This window comes from Nesterenkonia halobia (genome assembly GCF_039536005.1).
Taxonomy (GTDB): Bacteria; Actinomycetota; Actinomycetes; order Actinomycetales; family Micrococcaceae; genus Nesterenkonia; species Nesterenkonia halobia.
Genome location: NZ_BAAAYG010000005.1, coordinates 109,603 through 135,328 on the forward strand (window position 1 = coordinate 109,603; position 25,726 = coordinate 135,328).

General features: G+C 70.9%; 24 protein-coding genes. 10 read left to right on the forward strand and 14 right to left on the reverse strand.

Going from position 1 to position 25,726, the window contains the following annotated elements; translation table 11 throughout:
- Positions 1–101: 101 nt before the first annotated feature.
- From ABD652_RS07065 to ABD652_RS07090, 6 genes are all read right to left on the reverse strand, one after another.
- A complete protein-coding gene (locus tag ABD652_RS07065) occupies positions 102–1,508 on the reverse strand; it encodes an MFS transporter (RefSeq protein ID WP_344719671.1) in 1,407 nt (468 codons plus the stop codon).
- Between the two features lie 193 nt (positions 1,509–1,701).
- Positions 1,702–2,310 carry a dihydrofolate reductase family protein gene (locus tag ABD652_RS07070; protein WP_344719673.1) on the reverse strand — a complete coding sequence of 203 codons (609 nt, stop codon included), beginning with the start codon at positions 2,308–2,310 and terminating at the stop codon, positions 1,702–1,704.
- 170 nt (positions 2,311–2,480) lie between these two features.
- A complete protein-coding gene (locus ABD652_RS07075; protein WP_344719676.1) occupies positions 2,481–4,271 on the reverse strand; it encodes an acetyl/propionyl/methylcrotonyl-CoA carboxylase subunit alpha in 1,791 nt (596 codons plus the stop codon).
- A 19-nt stretch (positions 4,272–4,290) separates the two neighbouring features.
- Positions 4,291–4,938, reverse strand: coding sequence for a Maf family protein (locus ABD652_RS07080; protein ID WP_344719678.1), 648 nt, complete (start codon positions 4,936–4,938; stop codon positions 4,291–4,293).
- Positions 4,935–5,234 (reverse strand): hypothetical protein, encoded by a 300-nt coding sequence (locus ABD652_RS07085; protein WP_344719681.1) that lies wholly within the window; start codon positions 5,232–5,234, stop codon positions 4,935–4,937. The genes ABD652_RS07080 and ABD652_RS07085 overlap by 4 nt, the downstream gene beginning before the upstream one ends.
- A 28-nt stretch (positions 5,235–5,262) precedes the next feature.
- Entirely contained in the window at positions 5,263–6,912 is a 1,650-nt protein-coding gene (locus ABD652_RS07090; RefSeq protein WP_344719683.1) for an acyl-CoA carboxylase subunit beta, read from the reverse strand.
- Positions 6,913–7,083: 171 nt separating this feature from the next.
- Between ABD652_RS07090 and ABD652_RS07095 the strand changes: the two genes are divergently transcribed.
- From ABD652_RS07095 to menE, 6 genes are all read left to right on the forward strand, one after another.
- The gene (locus ABD652_RS07095) at positions 7,084–8,028 is read left to right on the forward strand and encodes an SDR family oxidoreductase (protein WP_344719685.1); all 945 of its coding nucleotides are present in this window, start codon (positions 7,084–7,086) and stop codon (positions 8,026–8,028) included.
- A gap of 66 nt (positions 8,029–8,094) precedes the next feature.
- The gene (locus ABD652_RS07100) at positions 8,095–9,099 is read left to right on the forward strand and encodes a biotin--[acetyl-CoA-carboxylase] ligase (RefSeq protein WP_344719687.1); all 1,005 of its coding nucleotides are present in this window, start codon (positions 8,095–8,097) and stop codon (positions 9,097–9,099) included.
- A gap of 50 nt (positions 9,100–9,149) precedes the next feature.
- Positions 9,150–9,731, forward strand: a complete 582-nt coding sequence (locus tag ABD652_RS07105) for a hypothetical protein (protein WP_344719689.1) — start codon at positions 9,150–9,152, stop codon at positions 9,729–9,731.
- Positions 9,724–11,313, forward strand: coding sequence for an adenylate/guanylate cyclase domain-containing protein (locus ABD652_RS07110; protein WP_425574556.1), 1,590 nt, complete (start codon positions 9,724–9,726; stop codon positions 11,311–11,313). The genes ABD652_RS07105 and ABD652_RS07110 overlap by 8 nt, the downstream gene beginning before the upstream one ends.
- Positions 11,314–11,462: 149 nt before the next feature.
- Complete coding sequence (locus ABD652_RS07115) at positions 11,463–12,212, forward strand: PP2C family protein-serine/threonine phosphatase (RefSeq protein WP_344719692.1); 750 nt, start codon at positions 11,463–11,465, stop codon at positions 12,210–12,212.
- A 128-nt stretch (positions 12,213–12,340) separates the two neighbouring features.
- On the forward strand, positions 12,341–13,870 hold the full coding sequence (gene menE, locus ABD652_RS07120) for an o-succinylbenzoate--CoA ligase (RefSeq protein WP_344719695.1): 1,530 nt from the start codon (positions 12,341–12,343) through the stop codon (positions 13,868–13,870).
- A 28-nt stretch (positions 13,871–13,898) separates the two neighbouring features.
- On the opposite strand, the gene ABD652_RS07125 is transcribed toward menE, so the two are convergent.
- On the reverse strand, positions 13,899–14,354 hold the full coding sequence (locus ABD652_RS07125) for a MarR family winged helix-turn-helix transcriptional regulator (protein ID WP_344719697.1): 456 nt from the start codon (positions 14,352–14,354) through the stop codon (positions 13,899–13,901).
- Positions 14,355–14,516: 162 nt separating this feature from the next.
- On the opposite strand from ABD652_RS07125, the gene ABD652_RS07130 reads away from it, so the two are divergent.
- The 4 genes from ABD652_RS07130 to ABD652_RS07145 all read left to right on the forward strand — a co-directional run bounded on the left by ABD652_RS07130 (position 14,517) and on the right by ABD652_RS07145 (position 18,136).
- Positions 14,517–15,464 (forward strand): SDR family NAD(P)-dependent oxidoreductase, encoded by a 948-nt coding sequence (locus ABD652_RS07130; protein WP_344719699.1) that lies wholly within the window; start codon positions 14,517–14,519, stop codon positions 15,462–15,464.
- A 110-nt stretch (positions 15,465–15,574) separates the two neighbouring features.
- On the forward strand, positions 15,575–16,420 hold the full coding sequence (locus tag ABD652_RS07135; RefSeq protein WP_344720452.1) for an amidohydrolase family protein: 846 nt from the start codon (positions 15,575–15,577) through the stop codon (positions 16,418–16,420).
- 4 nt (positions 16,421–16,424) lie between these two features.
- Positions 16,425–17,612 carry an acyl-CoA dehydrogenase family protein gene (locus ABD652_RS07140; RefSeq protein ID WP_344719701.1) on the forward strand — a complete coding sequence of 396 codons (1,188 nt, stop codon included), beginning with the start codon at positions 16,425–16,427 and terminating at the stop codon, positions 17,610–17,612.
- A 29-nt stretch (positions 17,613–17,641) separates the two neighbouring features.
- The gene (locus ABD652_RS07145; RefSeq protein ID WP_344719703.1) at positions 17,642–18,136 is read left to right on the forward strand and encodes a MaoC family dehydratase; all 495 of its coding nucleotides are present in this window, start codon (positions 17,642–17,644) and stop codon (positions 18,134–18,136) included.
- Here the strand turns inward: ABD652_RS07145 and ABD652_RS07150 are convergent.
- The 7 genes from ABD652_RS07150 to ABD652_RS07180 all read right to left on the reverse strand — a co-directional run bounded on the left by ABD652_RS07150 (position 18,127) and on the right by ABD652_RS07180 (position 25,599).
- Positions 18,127–19,350 carry an MFS transporter gene (locus tag ABD652_RS07150; protein WP_344719705.1) on the reverse strand — a complete coding sequence of 408 codons (1,224 nt, stop codon included), beginning with the start codon at positions 19,348–19,350 and terminating at the stop codon, positions 18,127–18,129. The genes ABD652_RS07145 and ABD652_RS07150 overlap by 10 nt on opposite strands.
- Positions 19,351–19,510: 160 nt before the next feature.
- The gene (ligM, locus tag ABD652_RS07155) at positions 19,511–20,914 is read right to left on the reverse strand and encodes a vanillate/3-O-methylgallate O-demethylase (RefSeq protein ID WP_344719708.1); all 1,404 of its coding nucleotides are present in this window, start codon (positions 20,912–20,914) and stop codon (positions 19,511–19,513) included.
- A 19-nt stretch (positions 20,915–20,933) separates the two neighbouring features.
- Entirely contained in the window at positions 20,934–21,797 is an 864-nt protein-coding gene (locus ABD652_RS07160) for an ABC transporter ATP-binding protein (RefSeq protein ID WP_153142940.1), read from the reverse strand.
- Positions 21,787–22,575 (reverse strand): ABC transporter permease, encoded by a 789-nt coding sequence (locus ABD652_RS07165; protein WP_344719711.1) that lies wholly within the window; start codon positions 22,573–22,575, stop codon positions 21,787–21,789. The genes ABD652_RS07160 and ABD652_RS07165 overlap by 11 nt, the downstream gene beginning before the upstream one ends.
- Positions 22,572–23,384: an ABC transporter permease gene (locus ABD652_RS07170; RefSeq protein WP_344719713.1), complete on the reverse strand. Its 813-nt coding sequence runs from the start codon at positions 23,382–23,384 to the stop codon at positions 22,572–22,574. Before ABD652_RS07170 ends, ABD652_RS07165 begins: the two co-directional genes overlap by 4 nt.
- A 232-nt stretch (positions 23,385–23,616) precedes the next feature.
- Positions 23,617–24,594 carry an ABC transporter substrate-binding protein gene (locus ABD652_RS07175; RefSeq protein WP_344719715.1) on the reverse strand — a complete coding sequence of 326 codons (978 nt, stop codon included), beginning with the start codon at positions 24,592–24,594 and terminating at the stop codon, positions 23,617–23,619.
- Between the two features lie 54 nt (positions 24,595–24,648).
- The gene (locus ABD652_RS07180; protein WP_344719717.1) at positions 24,649–25,599 is read right to left on the reverse strand and encodes an ABC transporter substrate-binding protein; all 951 of its coding nucleotides are present in this window, start codon (positions 25,597–25,599) and stop codon (positions 24,649–24,651) included.
- Between the last annotated feature and the right edge of the window lie 127 nt (positions 25,600–25,726).

Genomic DNA, 25,726 nt, shown 5'->3' on the forward strand with positions numbered 1-25,726 from the left:
CCCACGGAGCCATCGCGGGGCGGAACGACGACGGCGACGGTCCCGGCAGATGCGCCGGGGCCGTCGCCGTCGTCGTCTCCGTTCACATCACTCGGTTCACGTCACTCCGCGGCGGAGGTGTACAGCGAGCGGGTCTTCGTCTCCGGGGCCAGCCAGAGGGCGACGAAGGTCAGCGCGCCGAGCAGGGCCAGATAGTAGCCGACGGCGTCCACACCCTGGACCTGCACCAGCCAGGAGGCGGCGAAGGGCGTCAGCGCCGCGCCCAGGATGGAGGCGGCGTTGTAGGCCACGCCGGATCCGGTGTAGCGGGTGTTGGTCGGGAAGAGCTCCGGCAGCACCGCCGACATCGGCCCGAAGGTCAGGCCCATCAGCGCCATGCCCACGCAGAGGAAGACCAGCATGAGCCCGACGTTCATGCCCTCGCCGGTGCCCATCGACGCCGGCGCCAGCCAGAAGCCGAAGGTGAAGCCGAAGGCGATGATCGCCGCGGTGACCACCAGCAGCATCGGCCGGCGGCCGAACTTGTCGGCCAGCGCGCCGGAGACCGGGATGAAGGCGGCGAAGAACAGGATCGAGATCAGCTGCAGGATCAGGAACGAGTGGTACCCGTACTGCAGCCCGCCGGCCTCCTCCGAGCCGATGGCGTAGGACAGGATCCAGGTGGTCATCAGGTAGAAGAGCCCGTAGGTGGCCAGCATGATGAAGGTGCCCAGGATGATCCGGCGCCAGTCCTTGGCGAAGACCTCGCCGATGGGCGCCTTGACGCGCTCGTCGTTCTGCATCGCGCGGGCGAAGACCGGAGTCTCCTCGATGCGCAGCCGCACGTAGAGCCCGACGCCGATCATGATGATCGACAGCAGGAACGGCAGTCGCCAGCCCCAGACGACGAACGGGTCGTCGAGCGACGGCGAGGTCGAGTCGTAGGCGAAGAAGCTGGTGAGCACCAGGAAGAGGCCGTTGGCCAGGATGAAGCCGAAGGGTGCGCCCAGCTGCGGCCACATCGCCGCCGAGGCGCGCTTGCCGGGCTTGGCGGTCTCGCTGGCCAGCAGCGCCGCGCCGGACCACTCGCCGCCCAGGCCCAGCCCCTGGCAGAAGCGCAGGATCGTCAGCATCGTCGGCGCCCAGAGCCCGATCTGGTGATAGGTGGGCAGCGTGCCGATGAGGAAGGTGGCCAGCCCCATGATCAGCAGCGCGCCGACCAGAGTGGCCTTGCGGCCGACGATGTCGCCGAAGTGGCCGAAGACCACCGAGCCCAGCGGCCGGGCGAGGAAGGCGACGCCGAAGGTCGCCATGGACAGCAGCAGGTTCATCCCCGGGTCGTCGCCGTGGAAGAACAGCAGCGGGAAGATCGACACCGCCGCGGTGGCGTAGATGTAGAAGTCGTAGAACTCGATCGTGGTGCCGATGAGCGACGCCAGGATGATGCGGTGCCGGGGGATCTCGGCGTGGGCGGCCTCGGCGGCGCCCGTCGAGACGCTCGTCGACCCCTGCGACGGACTGCTGGACATGGACAGGACTCCTCGATCAGGTCAGCGATGACAGGATGACCTCGTCACTCTAGGGCCGGGTCGGCCTGCTCGGGGCGGATCAGCAAGCCGGTTCCGCATGCTGAGATCGAGCGTCCGCAGGTCCGCCCACCGGGCGATGACTCGGCGGGACGAGTGGGAATACGACCGCATTCCCACATCTTCCGCGGAGTCATCACTGGGGGAGCGGCGTCGGGGCGTACTCCACCATCTGCAGCCGGCCGTCGAAGAGGCGGCTGGAGAGCATCGTCAGCGCGACGTCGCCGAAGCCCTCGAAGATCCGTTCGCGGCCGGAGGCGCCGGTGATCACCGGGAAGATCACCAGCCGCAGCCGGTCGACGACGCCGGCGGCCATCAGCGAGCGGCAGAGACTCAGGCTGCCCAGGGTGCGCAGCGACTGCCCCTCGGCCTTCATCCGTGCCACCGCCGCGGCGGCGTCGTCGCGGACCAGCTCGGTGTGCGGCCAGCTCAGCGGCTCGGCGAGCGAGGACGAGCAGACGACCTTGTCGGCGTCGTCGAGGGCGACCAGCGTCTCGGCCTCCTCCTCGGACATGCCGGCGTCGCCGTCGCGGGCCGCCTGGGACATCCCCGACATCACCTCATAGGTGGTCGTCCCCATCAGCAGGCGGTGGGAGTTCTCCGGCTGGTGGTCCAGCCAGCGCAGGTACTCCGGGCCCTCGCGGCCCCACCAGCCGGGCCATCCCTCCGCGGAGGCGTAGCCGTCCAGCGAGGTGATGACGTCCATCAGCAGCTCCGGCTCCCGCCGGCGGGCGCTCCCAGTCATGATCGTGCCTCCTGAGGCCACCCTAATGCGCGGACTCCGTCGGCGGAATGGTCGATCCCTCCACCTCACCGGGGCCCGGTGCACGATGACCCCGTGGGACGGGTGGGAACGATCGAGCTTTCCCACACTTTCCACGGGGTCATCGCACCGGCAGCGCCGGGCGGGACGCCTCAGCCCTCGATGGTGGCCACGACCTCGCCGGCCGAGAGGGTCGCGCCCGGTTCCGCCGACAGACCCTTCAGCGTGCCGGACTTATGGGCGGTCAGCGGCTGCTCCATCTTCATCGCCTCGAGCACCAGGATCTGGTCGCCTTCGGCGACTGTCGCGCCGTCCTTGGTCTGGACCTTGACCACTGTGCCCTGCATCGGCGAGGTCAGCGAGTCGCCCGAGGGGGCGGCCGCCGAGGAGCGGCGGGACCGGCGCCGGCGCTTCTTCGCCGGGGCAGCGGCGAGCTTGCCGGCGGCCAGCGAGGCCGGCAGCGAGACGTCGACGCGCTTGCCGTTGACCTCCATGACCACCGACTGCCGCTCCGGCTCCGGGGCGGCCTGGGCCGCCGGGGCGTGGTGCGGGGCGATGGTGTTGTCGAACTCGGTCTCGATCCAGCGGGTGTGCACCGAGAAGGCCTCGGGCTTCTTCTTCGCCCCGGCGGCGGCGCGCAGTTCGGGGGCGAAGGCCGGGTCCTCGACGACGACCCGGTGGAAGGGCAGCACGGAGGGCATGCCCTCGACCTGCATCTCCGCCAGCGCGCGCTTCGAGCGCTGCAGCGCCTGCTCGCGGGTCGCGCCGGTGACGATCAGCTTGGCGATCATCGAGTCGAAGGCTCCGGAGATCGACTCGCCGGAGCGGACGCCGGAGTCCACGCGCACGCCGGGGCCGGTGGGCAGCCCGAAGTGCTCGAGCTTGCCGGGAGCGGGCATGAAGCCGCGGCCGGCGTCCTCGCCGTTGATGCGGAACTCGAAGGAGTGGCCGCGGACCTCGGGGTCGTCGTAGCCCAGCCGCTCGCCGCGGGCGATGCGGAACTGCTCGCGGACCAGGTCCAGGCCGGTGACCTCCTCGGAGACCGGGTGCTCGACCTGCAGTCGGGTGTTGACCTCCAGGAAGCTGATGGTCCCGTCCTGGCCGACGAGGAACTCGCAGGTGCCGGCGCCGACGTAGCCGGCCTCCTTCAGCAGCGCCTTCGAGGCCCGGTAGAGCTGCCGGGTCTGCTGCCGGCTCAGGAACGGCGCCGGGGCCTCCTCGACGAGCTTCTGGTTCCGCCGCTGCAGCGAGCAGTCGCGGGTGGAGACGACGACGACGTCGCCGTGGGCGTCGGCCAGGCACTGGGTCTCCACGTGCCGGGGCGCGTCGAGGAACCGCTCGATGAAGCACTCGCCGCGGCCGAAGGCGGTGACCGCCTCACGCACGGCGGACTCGTAGAGCTCGACGATCTCGTCGCGGGAGCGGGCGACCTTGATGCCGCGCCCGCCGCCGCCGTAGGCGGCCTTGATGGCGATCGGCAGTCCCTGCTTGTCCGCGAACTTCACGACCTCCTTGGCCGAGGAGACCGGCTCCTTGGTGCCCGGCGCCAGCGGGGCGCCGACCTTCTCGGCCAGCTGTCGCGCCGAGACCTTGTCGCCGAGCGTCTCGATGGCCGCCGGCGACGGTCCGATCCAGGTCAGACCCGCCTCGGCGACCGCCCGGGCGAAGTCGGCGTTCTCGGAGAGGAAGCCGTAGCCGGGGTGGACCGCATCGGCGCCGGTGGCGCGGGCGGCCTCGAGGATCTTGTCGATGACCAGGTAGCTGTCGGCCGCCGTCGCCCCGCCGAGCGCGTAGGCCTCGTCGGCCATGGTCACGTGCATCGCCTCGCGGTCCGGGTCCGCGTAGACGGCCACAGTGGCCAGCCCCTCGTCGCGGGCCGCGCGGATCACCCGCACGGCGATCTCGCCGCGGTTGGCGATCAGCACCTTGGAGAAGTCAGTCATGGTCGTGGGATGCTCCTGATCAGCGGTCGTGGGTCCACAGAGTCGTGATGTCGATGTCCAGCTCGGCGAGCAGCCCGCCCAGCGCCCGCGGCGAGACGCCGATCACCGACTGGGGGTCGCCGTCGACCCCGTCGATGAAGGCCGCGCCGCGACCGTCGATGGTGAAGGCCCCCGCGCAGCCCAGCGGCTCGCCGGAGTGCGCGTAGGCGCGGATCAGCTCCTCGCTCGGCGCGCCGAAGCGCACCTGCGTGGAGACCGTCCGCTCCGCCGTCGCGCCGTCGCGCAGCCGCACCAGGCGGTGGCCGGAGTGCAGCGTGCCGGTGCGGCCGCGCATCTCCCGCCAGCGGCTGATCGCGACCTCGGGCTCGTGCGGTTTGCCGTAGGCGATGCCGTCGAGCTCGAAGACCGAGTCGCAGCCCAGCACCAGCAGGTCCTCGTCCGAGCCCCGGTCCTCCTCGGCGACGGCACGGGCCACCGCCTCGGCCTTGGCCTGCGCCAGCAGCGCGGCCATGCGCGCCGGGGTGACCTCCTCGCCGGCGGCTCGGGCGGCCTCGACGGCGGCGTCCTCGTCCACGGAGGACACGCGCACCGCGAAGTCGAGGCCGGCGCGGGTCAGCACTTCGGCGCGGCCGGGGGAGGCCGAGCCCAGGATCAGTCGCGGGTTCATCGCAGCCCTCCCGCCTGCAGCCAGGAGTCGGTGCCGGGCCGCGGCCACAGGCCCAGCCGGCGGCGGCGCTCCAGCGTGCGGTCGCGGGGGCCGGCGCGGCCGTGGTCGGTCCCGACCGCCGGCTCGGCGCCGGCCAGCCGGCCGACGACGGCGGCGACGGCGGCCTGCTCCTCCTCGGTCAGCGGCGTGCCGTCGATCCGCAGCAGCGGAGCCTCCTCAGTCTCAGTCTCAGTCTCGGCCGCTGCGGCGCCGGCGTCCGTCGAGTCCCCGGAGCCGGGGGCGCTCGTCGAAGTCATGAACGTCGTCCTTCCTGCCGGGGCCGGCTCACAGCGGGATGTTGCCGTGCTTCTTCGCCGGCAGCGCCTCGCGCTTGTGGAACGTCGCCCGCAGGGCCTGGGTGATCTGCCAGCGGGTCTCGGCGGGTTCGATCACCGCGTCGATGTAGCCCAGCTCGGCGGCCTGGTACGGGGTGAGCAGCTCCTTCTCGTACTCGTCGACCAGCTCCGCCCGGCGCGCCTCGACGTCGCCGCCCTCCTTGCCGACGGAGGCCAGCTCGCGGCGGTGCAGGATGTTCACCGCGCCGTCGGCGCCCATCACGCCGATCTGCGCAGTGGGCCAGGCCAGGTTCACGTCCGCGCCGAGGGTTTTCGAGCCCATCACGATGTAGGCGCCGCCGAAGGCCTTGCGGGTGATCACGGTGATCTTCGGGACGGTGGCCTCGGCGTAGGCGTAGAGCAGCTTGGCCCCGCGCCGGATGATGCCGCCGAACTCCTGCTCGGTGCCCGGCAGGAAGCCCGGCACGTCGACGAAGGTCAGGATCGGGATGTTGAAGGCGTCGCAGAACCGGACGAAGCGCGCGGCCTTCTCGGACGCGGCGATGTCGAGCGTGCCGGCCAGCTGCGAGGGCTGGTTGGCGACGACGCCGACGGTGCGGCCCTCGACCCGGCCCAGGCCGATGAGCACGTTGGGCGCGTAGAGCGCCTGCAGCTCGAGGAAGTGGCCGTCGTCGAGCGTCTGCTCGATCACTGCGCGCATGTCGTAGGGCTGGTTCGCCGAGTCGGGGATCAGCGTGTTCAGCGCCTCGTCCTCGGTCTCGATCTTCACCCGCTCCTCGTGGGGCTCCACCGGCGGCTCGGCGAGGTTGTTCAGCGGCAGGAACTCCAGCAGCTCCTTGGTGAACTCGAGGGCGTCCTCCTCGTCGGCGGCGAGGTAGGAGGCGGTGCCGGTGGTCTCGTTGTGCGAGCGGGCGCCGCCGAGGGTCTCCATGTCCACGTCCTCGCCGGTGACCGACTTGATGACGTCGGGGCCGGTGATGAACATGTGGCTGGTCTGGTCGACCATGATCACGAAGTCGTTCAGCGCCGGGGAGTAGGCCGCGCCGCCGGCGGCCGGACCCATGATCAGCGAGATCTGCGGGACCACCCCGGAGGAGTGGACGTTGTTCCGGAAGATGTCGGCGAACATCGCCAGCGAGGCCACGCCCTCCTGGATGCGGGCGCCGCCGCCGTCGTTGATGCCGATCACCGGGCAGCCGTTGCGCGCGGCGAACTCCTGGACCTTGACGATCTTCTCGCCGTTGACCTGGGAGAGCGAGCCGCCGAAGACGGTGAAGTCCTGGGCGTAGACCGCGACGAGCCGGCCGTCGACGGTGCCGTAGCCGGAGACCAGCCCGTCGCCGAGGGGCTTGCGCTTCTCCATGCCGAAGGAGGTGGAGCGGTGCACCGCCAGCGCGTCGAGCTCGACGAAGGAGTCGGGATCGAGCAGCATCTCGAGGCGCTCGCGGGCGGTGTGCTTGCCGCGCTCATGCTGCTTCTCGATCGCGGCCTCGCCGGTCGGGGCCAGCGTCTGGTCGCGGCGGCGGCGGAAGGCGGCGAGCTTGCCGGCGGTGGTGTCCAGGTCGAGCTCCTCCGCGCCGCCGGTCGCGGAGCGCGCGCCGGGGCCGGCGCCGGAGTCGGAGCGGGGCGAAGAAGTCATCGGTGGGGAGCTGACCTTTTCTCGTCTCGGAGGAACTCTACAATCCGCACGTCAGTCTAGCCCGCTGTCAGCGGCGTCCGGCTGTAGGAAATCTACAACGCCGCCCGGTGTGTCGACGTGCCGGTGTGATGCGGGTTATATTCTGCGGTTACCGGTGAGTAGACTGCAGGCATGAGTGAACAGCCGAGCACCCGCCCCCGCCACGCCCCGCCGGTGGGCCCGCGCGAGCTCTCCGGACGCACGGTGCTGATGTCCGGCGGCAGTCGCGGCATCGGCCATGCCATCGCCGTCGCGCTCGCCGCACAGGGCGCGAATCTGGTGCTGCTGGCCAAGACCGACGCGCCGCATGCCACGCTGCCGGGCACTGTGCACAGCGCCGTCGACGACGTCGAGGCCGCCGGCGGCCGGGGGCTGGCCGTCGTCGGCGACCTGCGCTCCGACGAGGACGTCGACCGCGCCGTCGCCGCCGCCGTGGAGGCCTTCGGCGGCGTCGACGTCGTGGTCAACAACGCCTCGGCCATCGACCTCTCGCCGACGGAGTCGCTGAGCATGAAGCGCTGGGACCTGATGCACGACATCAACGTCCGGGGCACCTTCCGGCTCTCGCAGGCGGCGATGCCGCATCTGCGCGCCTCCGCGCGAGCGGCCGCCGCGGACGGGGCGGAGACGGACTCCTCGTGGCGGCCGCAGATCCTCACCCTCTCGCCGCCGCTGACCGATGCGGAGGGGCGCCTGGAGCCGGAGTGGTTCGGCCGCCATCTGGGCTACACGATGGCCAAGTACGGGATGTCGATGACGACGCTCGGCCTGTCCCGCGAGCTGGCCGACGACGGCGTGCTGGTCAACTCGCTCTGGCCGGCGACGCTGATCGACACCGCCGCCGTGCGGGCCATGCCCGGCGGCGAGGAGCTGATCCGCTCGGCGCGGCGGCCGCAGATCGTCGCCGACGCCGCCCGGGCGGTGCTCACCGGCGCCGTCGGCGAGCCCCGCGGGGAGTTCCTGGTCGACGAGCAGGTCCTGGAGTCTTCCGGCGTCGCCGACCTGCGGGGATACGCTGTGGAGGAGGGGCGCGAGCTCATCGGCGACGCCTTCCTCCCCGCGGCGCTCGACGCCTGAGGCGGGAGGGCCGGCGGCCGCGGGTCGCGCGCCCCGCCGCTGTCCCGGAGTCACCAGGAGGACCTCATGGCCGACAGACCGAACGATCCGCTCCGGCGCCCGCTCGACGTGGAGCTGCTCCGCCGCTCGCTGGTCGCCCCCGGCATCCTGGCCGACCTCGACCATGTCGAGAGCATCGACTCCACCAACGCCGCGCTGCAGCGCGAGGCCGGCGAGCCGGACTTCGCCCGCCGCCGCCCGCATCTGAGCCTGCTCGTCGCCGAGGAGCAGACCGGCGGCCGCGGCCGGATGGCGCGCGGCTGGTCCTCGCCGCCGCACACCTCGCTGTCGGCCTCGCTGGTGCTGCGCCCCCGGCTGGACGCCGACGCCATGCCGTGGATCTCGCTGGTCGCCGGTCTGGCCCTGGTCGAGGCGCTCGTCGAGGAGCACGGCGTGCCGGCCCGGCTGAAGTGGCCGAACGACGTCCTCGTCGGCGGCCGCAAGATCTGCGGCATCCTCGCCGCGCTCGCCCCGGGGAGCGCCGCCGCGGGCGCCGCCTCCGGCTCCTCGGGCTCCTCCGGGCCGACGGTGCCGACGGTGATCCTCGGCACGGGGATCAACGTGCTCCAGGAGGAGGACCAGCTGCCGGTCGAGGGGTCGACCTCGCTGGTGCTCGAGCGCCGGCGGGCCGGCGCCGCCGCCGACGTCGGCCTGCTGCCCGGCGACGACCCCGCCCGCGCCGACCTGCGCGCCGATCTGCTGATCCAGTTCCTGGCCCGGTTCGTCGGGCACCTGACCACGCTGGAGTCCTGCCGCCGCGGCGAAGTGCGCGACTCGCCGGTCGGCCGCGCCGTCGTCGAGGCGATGGAGACCGTCGGCCGCCGCGTGCGCATCGAGCTGCCCGACGGCTCCGCCCGCCGCGGCGAGGCGGTCGGAGTGGCCGACGACGGCGCGCTGGAGGTCGTCGTCGACGCCGAGCGCTCCTCCGCCGAGGAGCCCTGGCGCGAGCACGCGGCGCGGCCGACGAGCTTCAACGCCGGCGACGTGGTCCATCTGCGGCCGGCCGAGGAGCCTCCGGGGGCCGCCGGGTAGACTGGACCGGTACTCAGGGGAGGACGGCGATCGGGAGGTCGGAGACCGCGATGAGGCTCAGACTGGTCGACGGCGAGCAGGTCGTCGTGCGCACGCGCGCCCACCGGCGCACGCTGCTGCCTGCTCTGCTGACCCTGCTGGTCACGGTGGCGCTGATGAGCTTCCTGCTGGGGTACGTCTCCCGCGGCTCGCAGCCGGAGGTGATCCGCCACTACAGCCATGTGCTCTCGACGCTGGTCGTCGGCGCCGGGGCGCTGACGCTGGTCTTCGGCACGCTGCGCCCGGTGCTGGCCTGGGCCAACCGCGTCACCTGGCTGACCGATCTGCGGGTGGTGCGGAAGAACCTGCTCGGCGCCCCGCAGCCGGTGATCGTGCCGCTGGGGCTGCTCGCCGAGGCGCAGCTGAAGCAGACCCGCCTGCAGGCGATGAGCGGCGCCGGCGACCTGGTGCTCCACCACGGGGCCTACGGGCAGCAGCAGCGCACTGTGCTGGCCGACATGCCCGACGCCGAGCATCTCCACACTGTGCTGGCCGAGGAGCTGGGCGCCTATCGCCGGGCGGCCGCCGCGCAGCACGCCCGCCGCGCCCGAGAGGCCGCGGTGACCACCGATCGAGGGAGCCTGAATGTCTGACTCCAGCCCGGGAACCAGCTCCGATTCCGTCGACGCCTCGGCGGACGACCCGGCGCGCATGCCCTCGGGCGCCGGCGACCGGGCGCCCGAGTACCTGGCCGGCGAGACCGGCGAGGTCCCGGGCCCCTGGGAGGGGTCCGGAGGCTATGCCCCCGAGCAGCTGGCCGCCGCCCGCGAGGACTGGTCGGACTTCCCCTCGCCGCGCAGCCGGCCCGCCGGGTCGCCCGGCGGACCGAGCCTGGGCACCGGCGAGATCGCGCTGCCGCGGCCGCCGCGCCGTCGCGACGCCGCCCCGGCCGCGGCCACTCCGGAGGACCCGGGCGCGCACAGCCTGCTCGACCCGGTCGACGCCGACACGCCTGAGGAGGCGGCGGAGGAGCCCGTCGAGGAGCCCGCCGAGGAAGGCGCGGAGGAGAGTGCCGCGCAGCCCGCCGGCGAGGAATCGGCGGCCGGCGGCTCCGACGGGGACGCCTCTGACGACGACGCCGACCGGGCCCCGGAGACCGCCGCGATCCCGATCCCGACGCTGGAGCAGCGCTCCTGGCATGCGCGGATCCGCGACCTCGAACGCCGGCTGCTCGGCGCCGAACGGACGCTGACCTATCGGCAGATGGCCCGTGAGATGGGCGTGTCCACCCATTCGGCGCGGAAGCTCTGGCGCGCGCTGGGCTTCCCGAACCTCGACGACGACGTCAAAGCCTTCACGCATACGGACGTCGAGGCGCTGGCGACGATGATCGACCTGGTCCGCGAGGGACACCTCAACGAGGAGACGGCGATCTCGCTGACCCGCTCGATCGGCCAGATGACCGACCGGATGGTGGTCTGGCAGATCGAGGCGCTGGTCGAGGACAAGATCGCCAACGAGCAGCTCTCCGACGCCACGGCGCGCAGTCAGGTGGTCGAGACGCTGCCGGAGCTGATCGAGCCGATCCAGCGGCTGATGGGCTATGCCTGGCGACGCCAGCTCTCGGCGGCGCTGCAGCGGCTGACAGTGCGCGTGGAGTCCGGGCTCGCGGCGACCGCCCGCGGCCGCGACGGCTCTGAGGACGACTCGCCGCTGCCGCTGGCCCGGGCGGTCGGCTTCGCCGACCTGGTCTCCTACACCTCGTTGTCGCGGACGATGAGCGAGCGGACGCTGGCGCAGACCGTGCAGCGTTTCGAGTCCAAATGCGCCGAGATCATCTCCATCGGCGGCGGCCGACTGGTCAAGACCGTCGGCGACGAGGTGCTCTACAACGCCGAGACCCCGGAGGCCGGCGCGGAGATCGCCCTGGCGCTGGCCGAGACGATCGCCGCCGACGACGTGCTGCCCCAGGCGCGGGTCTCGGTGGTCTGGGGGCGGGTGCTCTCCCGGATGGGCGACATCTACGGGCCGACGGTGAACCTGGCGGCCCGGCTGACCGCGCTGGCGGATCCTGGCACGGTGCTGGTCGACTCGGTGACGGCCCGGGCGCTGGAGCCCGACGACGACTACCTGATGGTCCCGCAGCCGCCGCGGATGGTCCGCGGCTTCGGGGAGGTCACCCCGCATATGCTGCTGCGCTCCGGCGGCACCGGCATCGTGCTCGACGGCGGCTGATCGGCCTCCGGTCGGGCGATGACGAGCGAGGACGAGCAAGGACGAACAGTCGACCTCTGCCGGGCGTGACTCGACCGTGACATGATGGGGGAGTGCTTCAGCGCACACCGCGCGAACTCCCACCTCCACGCCAGCAAGAAGGGGCGAGCATGAGCGATGAGCAGCAGTCCCGTCCCCGAGCCGAGCTGACGCTCGACTATGGGTACGGCTCGCACGTCGGGCTGCGACGGGAGCTGAACGAGGATTCCTCCGTGGTCACCGACGAGCTCTTCGCCGTCGCCGACGGCATGGGCGGCCACGAGGCCGGCGAGGTCGCCTCCTCGCTCGCCGTCCAGGTGCTGGCCGAGGGTTGGGAGCGTGCTCGCGGGCGGATCGACGACGCCGCGATGCGCGAGGCGCTGCACGAAGCCGACGCCCGCATCCGGCGGGAGACGGACTCGAAGGCCGGCACGACGCTGACCGGAGCGGTGGTCGCCGAATTCGAGGGGCGGCGGGAGTGGCTGGTCTTCAACATCGGTGACTCGCGGACCTACCTGCTGGCCGACGGGCGGCTGCGTCAGCTCACCCGGGACCACTCGCAGGTCCAGGAGATGTACGAGTCGGGCATGATCACCGCCGCGGAGATGCCCAACCACCCCAATCGCAACGTGATCACCCGGGCGCTGGGCGCCGGCGAGGCCTTCAGCGGGGAGTTCACCGCCATGCCGGTGGAGGCCGGCCAGCGGCTGCTGGTCTGTTCCGACGGACTCACCGGCGAGGTCTCCGACGCGGAGATCGCCCGGATCCTCGCCGCCGGGCGCTCGGCCCAGGACACGGTGGACTGGCTGATCCACCAGGCGCTGCGCGGCGGCGGGCGGGACAACGTCACCGTCGTCGTCGTCGACGTGCAGGCCGCCTGAGCCCCTCGCCCTTTCGCGCATCCCGAGACGACCCCTGGACTGTGTGAGGCGCGTCACGTACTGTCTGTGTCGCAAGCAATCATGGAGAAACGCAATGATTGACGATGGATGACACATAGGGGCGTCGCATGCGCAACCAGGGACTGGGCCCCTGGATGCTCCGCCGGGCGGAGCGATCGGGGCAGCACCTCGCGGTGATCGACGGGGAGCGCCGTCTGACCTGGCGCGAACTGGCCGAGCAGACGGCTCGTGAGGCGACCGCGCTGCACGAGGAAGGGGTCGGCCCCGGAGATCGCGTCGCCTTCCTGGGGGAGAACAGCGTCGAGTTCCTCCGCACCATCTTCGCCGTCTGGCTGGTCGGCGGCGTCCTCGTGCCGCTCAACACTCGGCTCGCCGCGCCGGAGGTCGCCTTCCAGCTCGACGATTCCGGGGCGCGGCTGCTCATCCATGATCAGACCCTGGAGGCACTGGCCGCGGAGTCCTGCCCGACCGGGGCGGTGTCCCGCCGGGCCGTCGGGCAGCCCGGGAAGTCTAGGGCGACGGATGCGGCGCCGGGGCTCGCCGAGCGCCTCGAGGGCCTCGAGCCCTGGCACGAGGACGTCGCCGTCGCCGAGGACGAGACGGCCATGATCCTCTACACCTCGGGGACCACCGGCCGGCCCAAAGGGGCCCGGCTGACGCATCGGAACCTGACGTGGAACTGCATCAACGCGCTCGTCGACTCCGATGTGCGCGGCGACGACGTCTGTCTCATGATCTCGCCGATGTTCCACGTCGCCTCGCTGGGCATGGGCGTGCTCCCGGCGGTGCTGAAGGGGGCGGCGCTGGTGGTGGAGGCCCGGTTCGACCCTGGTCGTGCGCTGGAGCTCATCGAGCGGGAGCGCGTCACCAGCCTCGCGGGAGTCCCCACGACGTTCCAGATGCTCATGGAGCATGATGACTGGGAGCGCCGGGACCTGAGCTCGCTGCGTCGGATGAGCTGCGGCGGCTCGGCCATCCCGCACACTGTGCTCGACGCCTATGAGTCCCGCGGCCTGGCCTTCACGATGAACTATGGGATGACCGAAGCCTCTCCGGGCGTGACGATGAGTCCGCCGGAGCGGACCCGGGAGAAGGCCGGCTCCTCCGGGCTGCCGCATTTCTTCACCGAGGTGCGCATCGTCGACCCGCTCGGTGAGGATCTGGGGCCGGGGGAGACGGGGGAGATCCTGGTCTCCGGCCCGCAGGTGATCAGCGACTACTGGAATCGCCCCGACGGCGGATCGGCCTTCCGCGACGGATGGTTCCACACCGGCGATGTGGGACATCGTGACGAGGACGGGTTCCTCTACGTCACGGACCGGCTGAAGGACATGTTCGTCTCGGGCGGGGAGAACGTCTACCCGGCCGAGGTGGAGTCGACGCTCATCGAGCATCCGGCGGTGTCCTCGGTCGCCGTGGTCGGCGTGCCGGACGACCGGTGGGGCGACGTGCCGCATGCCTACATCGTCGCCGCCGAGGGGCGGTCCATCTCGGAGCAGGAGGTGATGAGCTTCCTCGACGGGCGGCTGGCCCGATACAAGATCCCGCGGCACGTGACGCTCGTCGAGGATCTCCCCCGCACAGCCTCCGGCAAGCTGCGCAAGAGCCAGCTCGTCGGTCGGCGCCCCTCGGAGTGACCGGTGCCCGGCGCCTCGCGGGGCGTGGTCAGAGCGTGATGCGACGCAGCAGCTCGTTGAGCTGGTCCTGCTCCTCCGCCGTCAGTGCGGCGAGAGAATCTGCCGTCGACTCGCTCAGCAGATTCCGGGCCTCGGCGAAGAGGCGCCGTCCGTCGTCGGTCGCGCGGATGGTCTTCGAGCGCCGGTCGTGCGCACCGGGGCGGCGCTCGACGGCGCCGCGCTGTTCGAGGCCGTCGACGATGCCCACCACCTGGCTGGGGTCCAGGACGAGGAAGCTGCTCACCTCGGTCTGGGTCGGTGCCGGGTCGCTGCAGGCCAGAGCCAGCACCGAGTACTGGCGCACTTTCAGCTCCAGGCGGGCGAGCTTCTTGTTCGCGGCCGCCGAGCCCAGCGAGGACGCGCGAGCCATGAGGAACAGCGGCTCGTCGGTCAGCGGGCTCCCTGCTGTCGACGGCTCGCCGTCCGGGGTGCTCGGAGAGGTCATGCGGGTCCTTCCTCGGGCGATCGTCCGGTCATCCTGCGCCGCCCCATATTATGACAGAACTTAACGATTGACGTATTCAACGGATGTCGTTCTAATGGAATGAGATAGCTCGCTGAGGGGCGCCGTCGTGCCTCAGCTGTCGTCGACGAGAGGTGGAGCACCATGACTTCCGCAGCCCGGACGCCCCTGGAGGGCAGAGTCGCCGTCGTCACCGGATCCGGTCAGGGGCTCGGCCTCTCCTATGCCCGCGAGCTGGCTCGGCAGGGAGCGGCGGTGGTCATCAACGACGTCGACCAGCAGGCCGCCGACGCCGCCGTCGACTCGATCGTCGAGGACGGCGGCCGGGCCAGCGCCGTCGTCGCGCCGGTGGGCTCCACGGAGACGGCGACCGCCCTGGTCGAGGGGGCCGTCGAGGCCTTCGGCCGTCTGGACATCCTGGTGACCAACGCCGGCATCCTGCGCGACCGGTCGCTGCTGAAGATGACCGACGAGGATTTCGACGCCGTGATCGGCGTGCACCTGCGCGGCACCTTCGTCTGCGTGCGCGAGGCCTTCCGCCACTTCAAGGAGAACGGCGTCGCCGGACGGATCATCACCATCGGATCCCCGACCGGCCAGTACGGCACCTTCGGACAGACCAACTACGCCGCGGCCAAGGCCGGCATCGTCGGCATGGTCCGCACCTGGGCCCAGGAGATGGCGCGGGCCGGAGTCACCGTCAACACCGTGGTGCCGGTGGCCGCGACGGCGATGACCGAGACCGTCCCCTACTTCCGCGCCGCCGTCGAGGCCGAGCGTGCCGGCGAGCCGGTCCCGGCCTTCTTCCGCCGGGATCTGGGCTTCGGCAGCGCCGCCGACGTCTCCGGCGTCGTCGCCCACCTGGCCTCCGACGAGGCCTCCGACATCAGCGGCCAGGTGATCGGCGTCGGCGGCGACCGGCTGCAGATCTTCAGCCATCCCCAGCCGGTGGCGACCGAATACGAGGACGGCGGCTGGACGCGCGAGGCCGTCGCGCGGCGGCTCCCCGCGCTGATCGCCGAGCATCGGCAGCCGGTGGGCGAGACGCTGCCGCCGCTTCCCGAGGAGCTCCAGTCGCAGGATGCGTCCTGACGGACGTCGGCCGGACGCGGCAGACGAGGCAGACGACGCTGGACGAGGCAGAGGAGGCCGCCGTGCGCTATGAACCCGCTGTCGACGTCGACGCCCTCGAGGCGATCGACATGCACGTGCACATCGAGTGCTCCGACGACGGGCATCCGTCCCTGCCCGCGGCGCTGACCGAAGCCTCCGGGGCCTACTTCGCCGCCGAGGAGCGCTCGCCGACGCTGGACACGATCGCCGAACGGTACCGTGAACGGCGCATGGCCGCCGTCGTGTTCACCGTCGACGCGACGACGGCGCTGGGGCACCCGCCCAACTCCATCGAGGAGATCGCCGCAGGCGCGGCGCGGCACCGGGACGTGCTCATCCCGTTCGGCTCGGTGGACCCCCACCAGGGCGCGGAGGCGGTGGCCCGAGCCCGACGGCTCGTCGAGGAGCACGGTGTCCGCGGCTTCAAATTCCACCCCTCGGTCCAGGCCTTCGACCCGTCGGACCCCGCGCATCGGCCGCTCTACGCCGCCCTGCAGGAGATGGGGGTGCCGGCGCTGTTCCACACCGGGCAGAACGGCATCGGGGCCGGGCTCCCCGGCGGGTTCGGCATCAAGCTCGGATGGTCCAACCCCATGCTGCTGGACTCTGTGGCCGCGGAGTTCCCGGAGCTGCAGATCATCATGGCGCACCCCTCCGTGCCGTGGCAGGACGAGGCGCTGTCGATCGCCGCGCATAAGACGAACGTGTGGATCGACCTCTCCGGATGGTCGCCGAAGTACTTTCCGCCGCAGCTGGTGCGCGCCGCCGGCCGGAGGCTGCAGGATCGGGTGCTCTTCGGCACCGACTATCCGCTGATCAGTCCGGAGAAGTGGTTCGGGGCCTTCGACCAGCTGGAGATCGACGCGGAGGCCCGGTCCAAGATCGTCAAGCACAACGCCGCGCGGCTGCTCGGGCTCGCCGAGGGGACGGGTTGAGCTGATGGAGGAGAGCACCGAGGACCGGCTGTATCCGTTCTGCGATCCGCTCGCCCTGGAGAACCGACTCACCGACCAGGAGCGCGGCCCGCTGCATCGACTGCGCGGCGTGCTCGACGAGCATGCTCAGCCGCTGCTCGCCCGGCACTGGGAGGCCGGGACCTTCCCGCATGAGCTGGTGCCGCGGCTGATCGACGCCGACCTCATCGCCCCGCCGGAATTCGACGGTGCGCCGGCGCGGCGCCTCTATGAGGGGTTCCGCACCTTCGAGCTCGCCCGCACCGACGCCTCGCTGGCGACGTTCTTCAATGCGCAGGCCGGGCTGTTCCGCACGGCCTGTCGGCTGGGCGGCACGACGGAGCAGGCCGCCGCCTGGGATCCGGAGATCACCAGCTGGCGGACGCGGGGCGTCTTCTGCCTGACCGAGCCGGACCACGGCTCGGACATCGCGAAAGGGCTGGCGACGACGGCGCGCCGCGAGGGCGACACCTGGGTGCTCGAGGGGGCCAAACGGTGGATCGGCGGCGCGGACACTGCCGAGGTGCTGGCGGTCTTCGCCCGCGACGTCTCCGACGGCGAGGTCAAGGGGTTCCTCGTCGACCGCGGCGCGGCGGGGCTGCAGGTCACGACGATCGGCGGCAAGACGTCGCTGCGCATGATGCAGAACGCCGACGTCGTCCTCGACGGGGTCCGCGTGCCCGAGTCCCGACGGCTGGGGGCCGTCGAGTCCTTCGGCGACGTGGCCGTCATGCTGGGCCGCCTGCGTGCCGACGTCGCCTGGATCGCCGCCGGAGTCCAGGCCGGCGCCTACGAGGCGGCTCGCCGCTACGTGCGCTCGCGCGAGCAGTTCGGACGGACGCTGGGCGGATTCCAGCTCGTCCAGGAGAAGCTCGCGCGCATGCTCGGGAATCTGACCTCCTCGCTGACGATGACCACGGCGCTGGCCGACCGGCAGGAGGACGGGCAGTACCGGGACGAGGACTCCGCGCTGGCGAAGATGACCGTATGTCGCACCATGCGCGAGACCGTGGCGCTGGCCCGGGAGGTCGTCGGCGGCAACGGCATCGTGCTGGATCACGATGTCGCGCGGTTCCACGCCGACGCCGAAGCGGTCTACACCTACGAGGGCACCCACGAGATCAACGCCCTGGTCGTGGGGCGGGCGGCGACGGGGGTCGGCGCGTTCGCCTGACACCGAGGCACGAGACGAGGAGAGAAACCATGGACGAATCCCAGAACCACAGTTCCGAGGCCGGCGCCGCTCCGACCGTCGTCAGCTTCGAGGAGGTGCCGTCGCTGGTGGGCTCCACGCTGGGGCCGACCCCCTGGCGGGAGATCACCCAGGAGCAGGTGAACACCTTCGCCGCGGCGACCGACGATCATCAGTGGATCCATGTCGATTCCGAGCGCGCCCAGGACGGACCGTTCGGCGCCCCGATCGCCCACGGCTTCCTGACGCTGTCGCTGCTGATCCCGATGTGGACGGAGCTGCTCGACGTCACCGGGGTGAGCACCAAGGTCAACTACGGGTTGGACAAGGTGCGCTTCACCAATCCGGTGGTCGTCGGCTCGCGGGTCCGGATGACGGTCGCCGTCAGCGAGGCGAAGGAGGTCGCCGGCGACGGGCTGCATCTCGTCGCCGAGGCGTCCATCGAGATCGAGGGGCAGGAGCGGCCCGCCGTGGTGGCGACGTTCCTCACCCGCTTCTACCGGTGAGCTGAGGTCGGCCGCGCCGGCGGGATCCGGACGTCGCGCCCGCAGACATACCCCAGGCCGGTGTAGATCCCGATGACGACCAGGGCCGCGTACAGCGGCGGCTCCCAGGATCCGGTGCTCTCGAACAGCTGGCCGGCGAGCACCGGGAGCACGCCGCCGATGAGGTAGCCCACCCCTTGGGCCATGCCGGAGAGCCGGGTGGCCTGGGCCGCGCTGCCGGCGCGCAGCGAGACCATGGTCAGCGAGAGCATCAGCGTGGCGGTGGAGGCCAGTCCGCAGACCACGGCCCAGACCGGCATCAGCGGAGGCAGGACGATCATCCCCGCCACGCCGGTCGCCATGGCGAGGCCCAGGCCCACGGCCACCAGCCGATGGTCGTCCCGGCGCTGCATGATCCTGCCGACGACGAGCGTCGCGACGATGCCGACGGCCTGGAAGGCCGCCACCCCGTATCCGCCGGCCCGCTCGCTGAAGCCCTGGGCGGTGTGGATGGACGCCATCCAGGTCAGGAAGAAGTAGAAGATCGACGACTGCAGGCCGAAGAAGAGCGTGACCTGCCAGGCCAGCGCGGAGGTCCACACGCTGCGCTCCTCGCCCGCGGCCGCAGGGACACGTTCGGAGGCGCGGGGCGCGCTCGACCCACGACGGCGCGACAGCCGGATGCTCCACAGTCCGGCGCCGAGCAGCGCCAGCAGCCCGGTGCCGGCCAGGGCCGCCTGCCAGCCGAGAGCATCGGCCAGCGGCACCGCCGTGCCGGAGGCGGCTGCGGCCGCGGCGGTCAGCGCCGCAGTGTACGCCGCCGTCATCATCGGGACCCGGTCGGGGAAGTCCTGCTTCACGAGGATCGGCACCAGCACATTGATGACTCCGATGGAGCCGGCCAGCAGCACAGTGCCCAGGAACAGCGCGGAGGGGATCACCTCCACGGCGCGCAGCAGCGTGCCGACGGTGAGCGTCAGCAGGGCCAGGAATATCGCCCGGTCCCTCCCCACGCGGCGGCCGAGATGGTGGACGAAGGGGGAGACGGCGGCGAACGTGAAGACCGGAGCGGCACCGAGCACGCCGAGCATCGCCGGGTCCATCCCGGTGTCGTCCCCGATGCGCTCGATCAGCGGGCCCACCACAGTGATGGCCGGGCGCAGGTTGGCGGCGACCACCAGGATCGTGGCGAGCAGCATCAGCTGCGACGGTCCACGGGGCCCCGGCTGCTCCATGGGGCCAGAGTAGTCGGCGCGGCGGCGCCGCCGACCGGCCGTCCCAGCGATCGGGACCGGTCGGCGGCTGCACGGCCGGGCGCCGCAGGACCGGGTCCCGCACGACCGTGCCCCGGACGTCAGCAGACCGGGGCACGGCAGGCGGTGCGGCGGGAGCGTCTCAGGTCCGGGCCGTGCGCCATCCGCCCGCGTACTCCGTGCGAGCCACCTCGGAGTAGGGCACCGGACTGACCACGGCCCGGACGGTGGTCTGTTCATGCGGCTCGACCGTCGGCTTGGAGGTGCCGCCGTCGGGCTCGCCCCAGACCACGGTGACCTCGGCGCCCTCGGGCACATCGGCGTCCACTGTGGCCAGCGAGATCACCGTGCGGTCGTTGGAGGTGTAGCCGGTGAACATGGAGAAGCCGATCGTGGTGCCGTCGGCGTCCAGCACGGCGTCGTAGTTCGACGAGCCGTACTGCGCCATCGGCAGGTCGAAGTATTTGTACTGCGGGCCCTCGCGGTCCACCAGCGAGCCCCAGATCTTCTTCACGTCCTCGGCGTTCCAGGCCAGGGTCACCTTCCGCCGCTGGGCGCCGGGGTCCATCTTCTCCAGCGCCGCGCGACCGATGAAGTCATGGTCGAATTTGATGAAGCCGCCGTAGCCCAGGTCCCAGGGGGTCAGGTAGTAGTCCTCGATGGACTCGCCGACGAAGCTGCCGGCCAGCGCGTTGACCGCCTCGTAGCTGTCGGCGCCCAGCCACTCCCGGTACCCGCGCAGCTCCTCGCCGGTGTAGATGGCCGGCAGCGGCGAGGGGATCCAGCCGGACTCGATGGTGTTGGACGAATAGGTCCGCGAGCCCACCGGCACCATGCCGAACTCCTCGCCGGCCTCCAGGATGGTGTCGCGGATCTCGAAGTAGTCCTCATAGGGGCCCCAGATCTCCAGGCCCGGGGCTCCGGCCATGCCATGGCGCAGCGTGCGGACCTGCTTGCCGCCGATGGTCATCGTGGACATGGTGAAGAACTTCAGCTTCTCCAGTGGCGCGCCGTGCAGCTTCTCGATGACCTGCCAGGCGTTCGGCCCCTGGATCTGGAACCTCCAGTACGTGCGCGAGACCGGCCGGCCCATGGGGTGCGACGGCGACCGTCGGTCCACCTCGACCTCGACGTCATAGCCGCCGGTCTCGGCGTGGTACTGCAGCCAGTTCGCGGCCGGCGACCGACCGACGTAGACGATCCGCTGCTCGGCTTCGCGGAAGACGATGCCGTCGCCGATCACATGGCCGGCAGGGGTGGTCGGCACGTACTGCTTGGCCTTGTCGACCTCGAAATTGGCGACGGAGTTCACCGCGGTGTCCGAGATCAGCTGCAGCGCGTCCGGGCCGGTGATGAACAGGTTGTCCATGTGATGAGTCTGGTCGAACAGCACGGCGGTGGTGCGCCAGGCCTGCTGCTCGTGGCGCCAGTTGGAGAACTCCGCAGGCACCACCGGGTAGATGTAGGCGCCGATCTGCGAGTTCCGCAGGAGGGTGACCGTGTCGTCGGCCTGGTCGAGGACGTCCTGAAGGTGCTGAGCTGACATGGATGCTCCTTCCATAGGGTCAGGCTCCGCGGGGACGGAATCCCTGCTTCGCCTGCTGGATCTGTTCGTAGACGTGGTGTCGCAGCTCGGTGAAGCGCGGATCGGAGCGCGTCTCCAGCTGGGTGCGCTCCGCCGGCAGGTCGATCGCGATGTCGTCCTGGATGACCGTCGGGGAGGAGGACAGCATGATCACCCGCTGCCCCAGGTAGACCGACTCGTCGATGTCATGGGTGACGAACAGGATCGTCACGCCGAGCTTCTTCCACACTGAGCGGATGAGGTCCTCGAGGTCGGCGCGCGTCTGCGCATCGACGGCGGCGAAGGGCTCGTCCATCAGCAGCACTTCGGGCTGGTAGGCGATCGCCCGGGCGATGGCCACACGCTGCTGCATGCCGCCCGAGAGCTGCCAGGGGTAGGACTTGTGCACGTGCTCCAGCCCCACGGCCTCGAGCGCCTCGTCGACGAGCTCCTTGCGCCGTGCCCTGGGGGTCCCGGCGTTCTTCAGCGGCAGCTCCACATTGGCGCCCACGCGCAGCCAGGGGAACAGCGACCGGCCGTACTCCTGGAACACCACGGCCATGTTCTTCGGCGGTCCGGTGATGGTCTTCCCGCCGAGGGCCACGTCGCCGTCGCTGGTGCTCATCAGTCCGGCGATGCATTTCAACAGCGTCGTCTTCCCGGATCCTGAGGGGCCGACCAGGCAGGTCAGCTCGCCGCGCCCGAGGTCGAAGGTCAGGTCGCGGATGGCCTCGACGGGTCCCGCATCGGCGGGATAGATCTTCTGCAGGCCGCGGACGCGCAGCAGCGCCTCCTCGTCGGGCAGGGTGGCGCCGGCCGGGCCGCTCGTGGCGGCGGGGGAGGCGTCTTCCGGATCAGGCTGCATTCTCCACCTCTTTCAAACCGTGGTACCAGCGGAGGACTCGGCGTTCGACGAACTGGAAGATGAAGGACAGGGCGACGCCGATGATGCCGAGGACGACGATGCCGGACCACATCTCGGGGATCGCGAAGGACCGCTGGAATTGGACGATCGTGAAGCCCAGCCCGGACGAGGTGGCGAACATCTCCGAGATGACCATCAGGATCAGGCCGATGGAGAGGGTCTGTCGGACCCCGGCCATGATCGGCGGGGCGGCTCCGGGGAGGAGCTGGTGGCGGATCCGGCTGAAGCCGGTGATGCCGTAGGCCCGCGACGTCTCGCTCTGCACCGGGTCGACGCCGCGCACGCCTTCGATGGTGTTCAGCAGCACCGGCCAGAGGCAGCCGGAGACGATGACGGCGACCTGCATCTCGGTGCCCACGCCGATGGTCAGCATCAGTACGGGGATGAGGACCGGCGGCGGCAGCGCGCGGAAGAACTCGAAGACCGGTTCGGTCAGCGAGCGGGCGGTCTTGTTCAGTCCGACGAGCAGTCCCAGCAGCACGCCGAGCACGATGGCCAGGAAGAGCCCCAGCACCAGACGCTGCAGGCTGGGCAGCACGTCCTCGGTCAGCCGCTCGCCGGTGATCCAGGTGTCGACGAAGGTGTCGGCCAGCTGCACCGGTTCCGGGACGAAGAAGCTGCTGCCGCCCAGGGTGTAGCCCCACCAGACGGCCAGCAGCAGGACGGGCAGCGCGAAGAGCGCCAGGGCGGTGGAGAGGAGGCGTCGGGCGATGCTCATGCGGCCAGCTCCGCCCGGACCGAGGTGTGCCAGGACAGCGCCCGGCGCTCCACCCATCTGGCGGCCAGGTTGATGAGCACGCCCAGGATGCCGGTGGCCAGGATCAGCGCGTACATCCCGGTAATGGCCCCGCCCTGCTGAGCTCGGCTGATGGCGCTGCCGAGCCCCGGCGAGCCGATGACGAGTCCGGCGGTGATCGCCAGGATCAGCGCCACCGCCGCCGCGAGCCGGATCCCGGTCATGAAGTACGGCAGCACTGTCGGAAGGACCACGTCCCGCACGCGCTGCAGGGGGCTGAACCCGTAGGAGCGGGCGGTGTTCATCGCCACCGTGTCCACATCGGCGACCCCGTAGAGCACCTGGATGAGGACCTGCCAGAAGCAGGCGTAGATGATCAGCATGAGGGCGGACTCGATGCCGATGCCGAACAGCAGCACGGCCAGCGGGATCAGCGCCACCGAGGGGATGGGGCGCAGGAACTCGATGGTCGAGTGCGTATAGCGGCGCAGGAACGGGCTCATCCCGACCAGCAGGCCGGTCGCCGTCGCCGCCAGCGCGGCCAGGCTCAGCCCGACGGCCCAGGCGAGCATCGTGTCGTACACGTCGGACCAGAAGGTGCTCGAGCCGAGATTGCCGATCGCCGCGGCGATCACCTCGCTGGCCGGGGGCAGGTACCTGCCGTCGATCACGCCCGCGCGGGGCAGCAGCTCCCAGATGAGCAGAGAGCCGGCGATGCCGGCGAGCCCCAGCAGCGGCGCTCGCCACGCAGGGTCCCCGCTGCGCGGCCTTCCCCGGGCTCCACGCGTCACGTCTCCTCCTCGGTCCGCACATGGTGGCCATGGGGACTCGTCGCTCCTCGGTCTGGTGCCATGATGGAACAGTCCGAGGAGTGATGCGCATCATGGCCCATTGGATAGGAAAATGCGAACAGTCGTGCGGATGGTGAATCGCCTCGCCGTCCGCGGCGCGAGATCCGTCGAGAGCCGGCCGGACGAGGGTTCGCCGCCGCACTGCGGGTCCGGGCGCCGATAAGCCTCCTCGTCACTCCACGACCACCTCGTCCAGGTCGACGGGCTCGTCGATGAAGTCGTACTCGACCATGAGGTCCACCATCGTGGACAGCTGCTCGACGCGCGGGTCGCTGTCGTACTCCTCCATGCGGATCTCGGCGGCGGCCTCCTCGGGCATGTCCAGGAAGCTCGCCAGCGCGGAGGCGGTGCCCTGCGGGTCCTCCTCTGCGGCGGAGAGCGTCTCGTCCATCGCGGCCTGGAACTGGTCCACCGCCTCCGGGTTCTCCGTGGCGTAGCGTCCCGAGGTGAACGAGATCATCGTCGGCAGGCCGGGGATGACCTCCTGGTTGGGCTCGCCCAGCAGCTCGAACTCGTCCTGCGCCAGCGACTGGCTCAGGAACGGCTCGGGGAGCCAGGCGGCGTCGATGTTGCCCCGCTCCAGCTGGGCCTCCATGTCCGGGAAGTTCACCTCGGTGAGGTCGATCGCCCGGGGGTCGCCGCCGTCCTGGGAGACTGCTTCCATGATGGTCAGGTCGCCCTGGCCGTTGAGCACGTTGACGGCCACGCTCTGCTCCTCCAGGTCGCTCCAGGAGTCCAGATCGTCCTCCGCCCGGACGACGACGCCGTTGATGTCGTCGCCCTCCGCGTACGAATGCGAATAGCCGGACAGAATGCGCATGTCCAGCCCCTGGTCGACGGCGACCAGCACGGAGAGCGCATTGCCCACGGCGAAGTCCATGTCTCCGGCCTGGACCGTCGGCAGCATGGCCGCGGCGCCCTGTCCGGGCGTCAGCGTCACGTCCAGGCCGTGCTCGGCGAAGATCCCCTCGTCGAGGCCGTACTGCACGGCCGCCGACGGCGCGATGGACAGCACGCCCAGCGTGACCTCGACCAGGTCGTCGTCCTCGCCGGATCCGGCGTCGCCGTCGTCCTCCGCCGAGCCGGAGCAGCCGCTGAGCAGCAGCGCCGCGGCGCATGTCAGTGCGATTCCATGTGGTGCTCGTGCCATGGTGAAGGCCCCTCTCCTGTGTCAGGTGCGATGCATCGACAGTCGAGCGCAGTGCTACTCGGTGATGGTGTGCTCGCTGAACAGCTCGTCCAGGTCGATCTCCTCGTCGATGACTCCGGTCTTCGCGGAGATCTCGTTGATCTCCTGCAGGGAGTCCCGGTTCACCGCCGCCGGGTAGCGCGAGAGGGTCAGCTGGTCGATGACGCCCTCGTCCAGGTCGGTGTAGGTCGGCAGGATCTCTCGCACGGCGTCCGGGTTCTCGTCGGCGTGGCGCTGGGACTCGGCCATCGCCCGGCTGAAGGCGTCCACGACCTCGGGGTTGGCGTCGAGGTAGTCCGCGGAGGTGAAATAGGTGGCCACGGTGAGGTCCTCCACCGGGTAGGCATAGTTCGAGAAGATCGCCCGGCCGCCGTCGTCGAGGATCAGCGTCTGGAACGGCTCCACGGCCGCGGCGGCGTCGACGTCTCCGCTGCTCAGCGCGCCGGCCATATCCGGGAACGGCATCTCCACGTAGTCCAGCGTGGAGGGATCGCCGCCGGACTGTTCCACCGCCTCGCTGATGGTGGAGTCCGAGATGTTGCTCAGCGTGTTCACCGCGATGCTGGCCCCTTCCAGGTCTGTGATCTCGGTGATGTCGGAGCCGTCCGGGGCGACGACGGCGGCGAAGTCCTCGTCCGCGTCTCCGGTGGTGCCGCTGCCTCCGGCGAGGATCTCGACGTCGAGGCCTCGGGATTCGGCGATGACCAGCGAGGTGACATTGCTGAAGCCGAAGTTCATCTCGCCGCCGACCACGGCCGGCAGCAGCGCCGCGCCGCCCTGGGCCTGGGTGAGGGTGAGGTCGAGGCCCTCGTCCTCGAAGAAGCCCTCCTCCTGGCCGAGGTAGATCGCGGCGTTGTCCACGATCGGCAGGACGCCGACTTCGATCGGCGTGAGCTCGCCGCCGTCTCCCGGCGCAGAGCCTCCGTCGTCCTGGCCGTCCCCTCCGGAGCCGCACGAGCTGAGCACAAGTGTCAGGCTTCCGAAGATAGACAAGGCTGTCAGTGATGGCAGAGTGGAGCGTGTCATCGGGGAACTCTCCTTCGGCGGTGGGCGAGTGGCGCGTGGGCGGAGTCGGAGGTGGAGCAGGTCGGTG

What these genes read in the sequence shown, in the direction of transcription:
- menE (WP_344719695.1), top strand. Translation starts at nt 12,341, where the DNA reads ATGCGCAACCAGGGACTGGGCCCCTGGATGCTCCGCCGGGCGGAGCGA.
- ABD652_RS07160 (WP_153142940.1), bottom strand. Translation starts at nt 21,797, where the DNA reads ATGCAGCCTGATCCGGAAGACGCCTCCCCCGCCGCCACGAGCGGCCCG.
- ABD652_RS07095 (WP_344719685.1), top strand. Translation starts at nt 7,084, where the DNA reads ATGAGTGAACAGCCGAGCACCCGCCCCCGCCACGCCCCGCCGGTGGGC.
- ABD652_RS07105 (WP_344719689.1), top strand. Translation starts at nt 9,150, where the DNA reads ATGAGGCTCAGACTGGTCGACGGCGAGCAGGTCGTCGTGCGCACGCGC.
- ABD652_RS07110 (WP_425574556.1), top strand. Translation starts at nt 9,724, where the DNA reads ATGTCTGACTCCAGCCCGGGAACCAGCTCCGATTCCGTCGACGCCTCG.
- ABD652_RS07140 (WP_344719701.1), top strand. Translation starts at nt 16,425, where the DNA reads ATGGAGGAGAGCACCGAGGACCGGCTGTATCCGTTCTGCGATCCGCTC.
- ABD652_RS07150 (WP_344719705.1), bottom strand. Translation starts at nt 19,350, where the DNA reads ATGGAGCAGCCGGGGCCCCGTGGACCGTCGCAGCTGATGCTGCTCGCC.
- ABD652_RS07085 (WP_344719681.1), bottom strand. Translation starts at nt 5,234, where the DNA reads ATGACTTCGACGAGCGCCCCCGGCTCCGGGGACTCGACGGACGCCGGC.
- ABD652_RS07115 (WP_344719692.1), top strand. Translation starts at nt 11,463, where the DNA reads ATGAGCGATGAGCAGCAGTCCCGTCCCCGAGCCGAGCTGACGCTCGAC.
- ABD652_RS07135 (WP_344720452.1), top strand. Translation starts at nt 15,575, where the DNA reads ATGCACGTGCACATCGAGTGCTCCGACGACGGGCATCCGTCCCTGCCC.
- ABD652_RS07175 (WP_344719715.1), bottom strand. Translation starts at nt 24,594, where the DNA reads ATGGCACGAGCACCACATGGAATCGCACTGACATGCGCCGCGGCGCTG.
- ABD652_RS07125 (WP_344719697.1), bottom strand. Translation starts at nt 14,354, where the DNA reads ATGACCTCTCCGAGCACCCCGGACGGCGAGCCGTCGACAGCAGGGAGC.
- ABD652_RS07130 (WP_344719699.1), top strand. Translation starts at nt 14,517, where the DNA reads ATGACTTCCGCAGCCCGGACGCCCCTGGAGGGCAGAGTCGCCGTCGTC.
- ABD652_RS07100 (WP_344719687.1), top strand. Translation starts at nt 8,095, where the DNA reads ATGGCCGACAGACCGAACGATCCGCTCCGGCGCCCGCTCGACGTGGAG.
- ABD652_RS07070 (WP_344719673.1), bottom strand. Translation starts at nt 2,310, where the DNA reads ATGACTGGGAGCGCCCGCCGGCGGGAGCCGGAGCTGCTGATGGACGTC.
- ABD652_RS07145 (WP_344719703.1), top strand. Translation starts at nt 17,642, where the DNA reads ATGGACGAATCCCAGAACCACAGTTCCGAGGCCGGCGCCGCTCCGACC.
- ABD652_RS07165 (WP_344719711.1), bottom strand. Translation starts at nt 22,575, where the DNA reads ATGAGCATCGCCCGACGCCTCCTCTCCACCGCCCTGGCGCTCTTCGCG.
- ABD652_RS07090 (WP_344719683.1), bottom strand. Translation starts at nt 6,912, where the DNA reads ATGACTTCTTCGCCCCGCTCCGACTCCGGCGCCGGCCCCGGCGCGCGC.
- ABD652_RS07080 (WP_344719678.1), bottom strand. Translation starts at nt 4,938, where the DNA reads ATGAACCCGCGACTGATCCTGGGCTCGGCCTCCCCCGGCCGCGCCGAA.
- ABD652_RS07075 (WP_344719676.1), bottom strand. Translation starts at nt 4,271, where the DNA reads ATGACTGACTTCTCCAAGGTGCTGATCGCCAACCGCGGCGAGATCGCC.
- ABD652_RS07065 (WP_344719671.1), bottom strand. Translation starts at nt 1,508, where the DNA reads ATGTCCAGCAGTCCGTCGCAGGGGTCGACGAGCGTCTCGACGGGCGCC.
- ligM (WP_344719708.1), bottom strand. Translation starts at nt 20,914, where the DNA reads ATGTCAGCTCAGCACCTTCAGGACGTCCTCGACCAGGCCGACGACACG.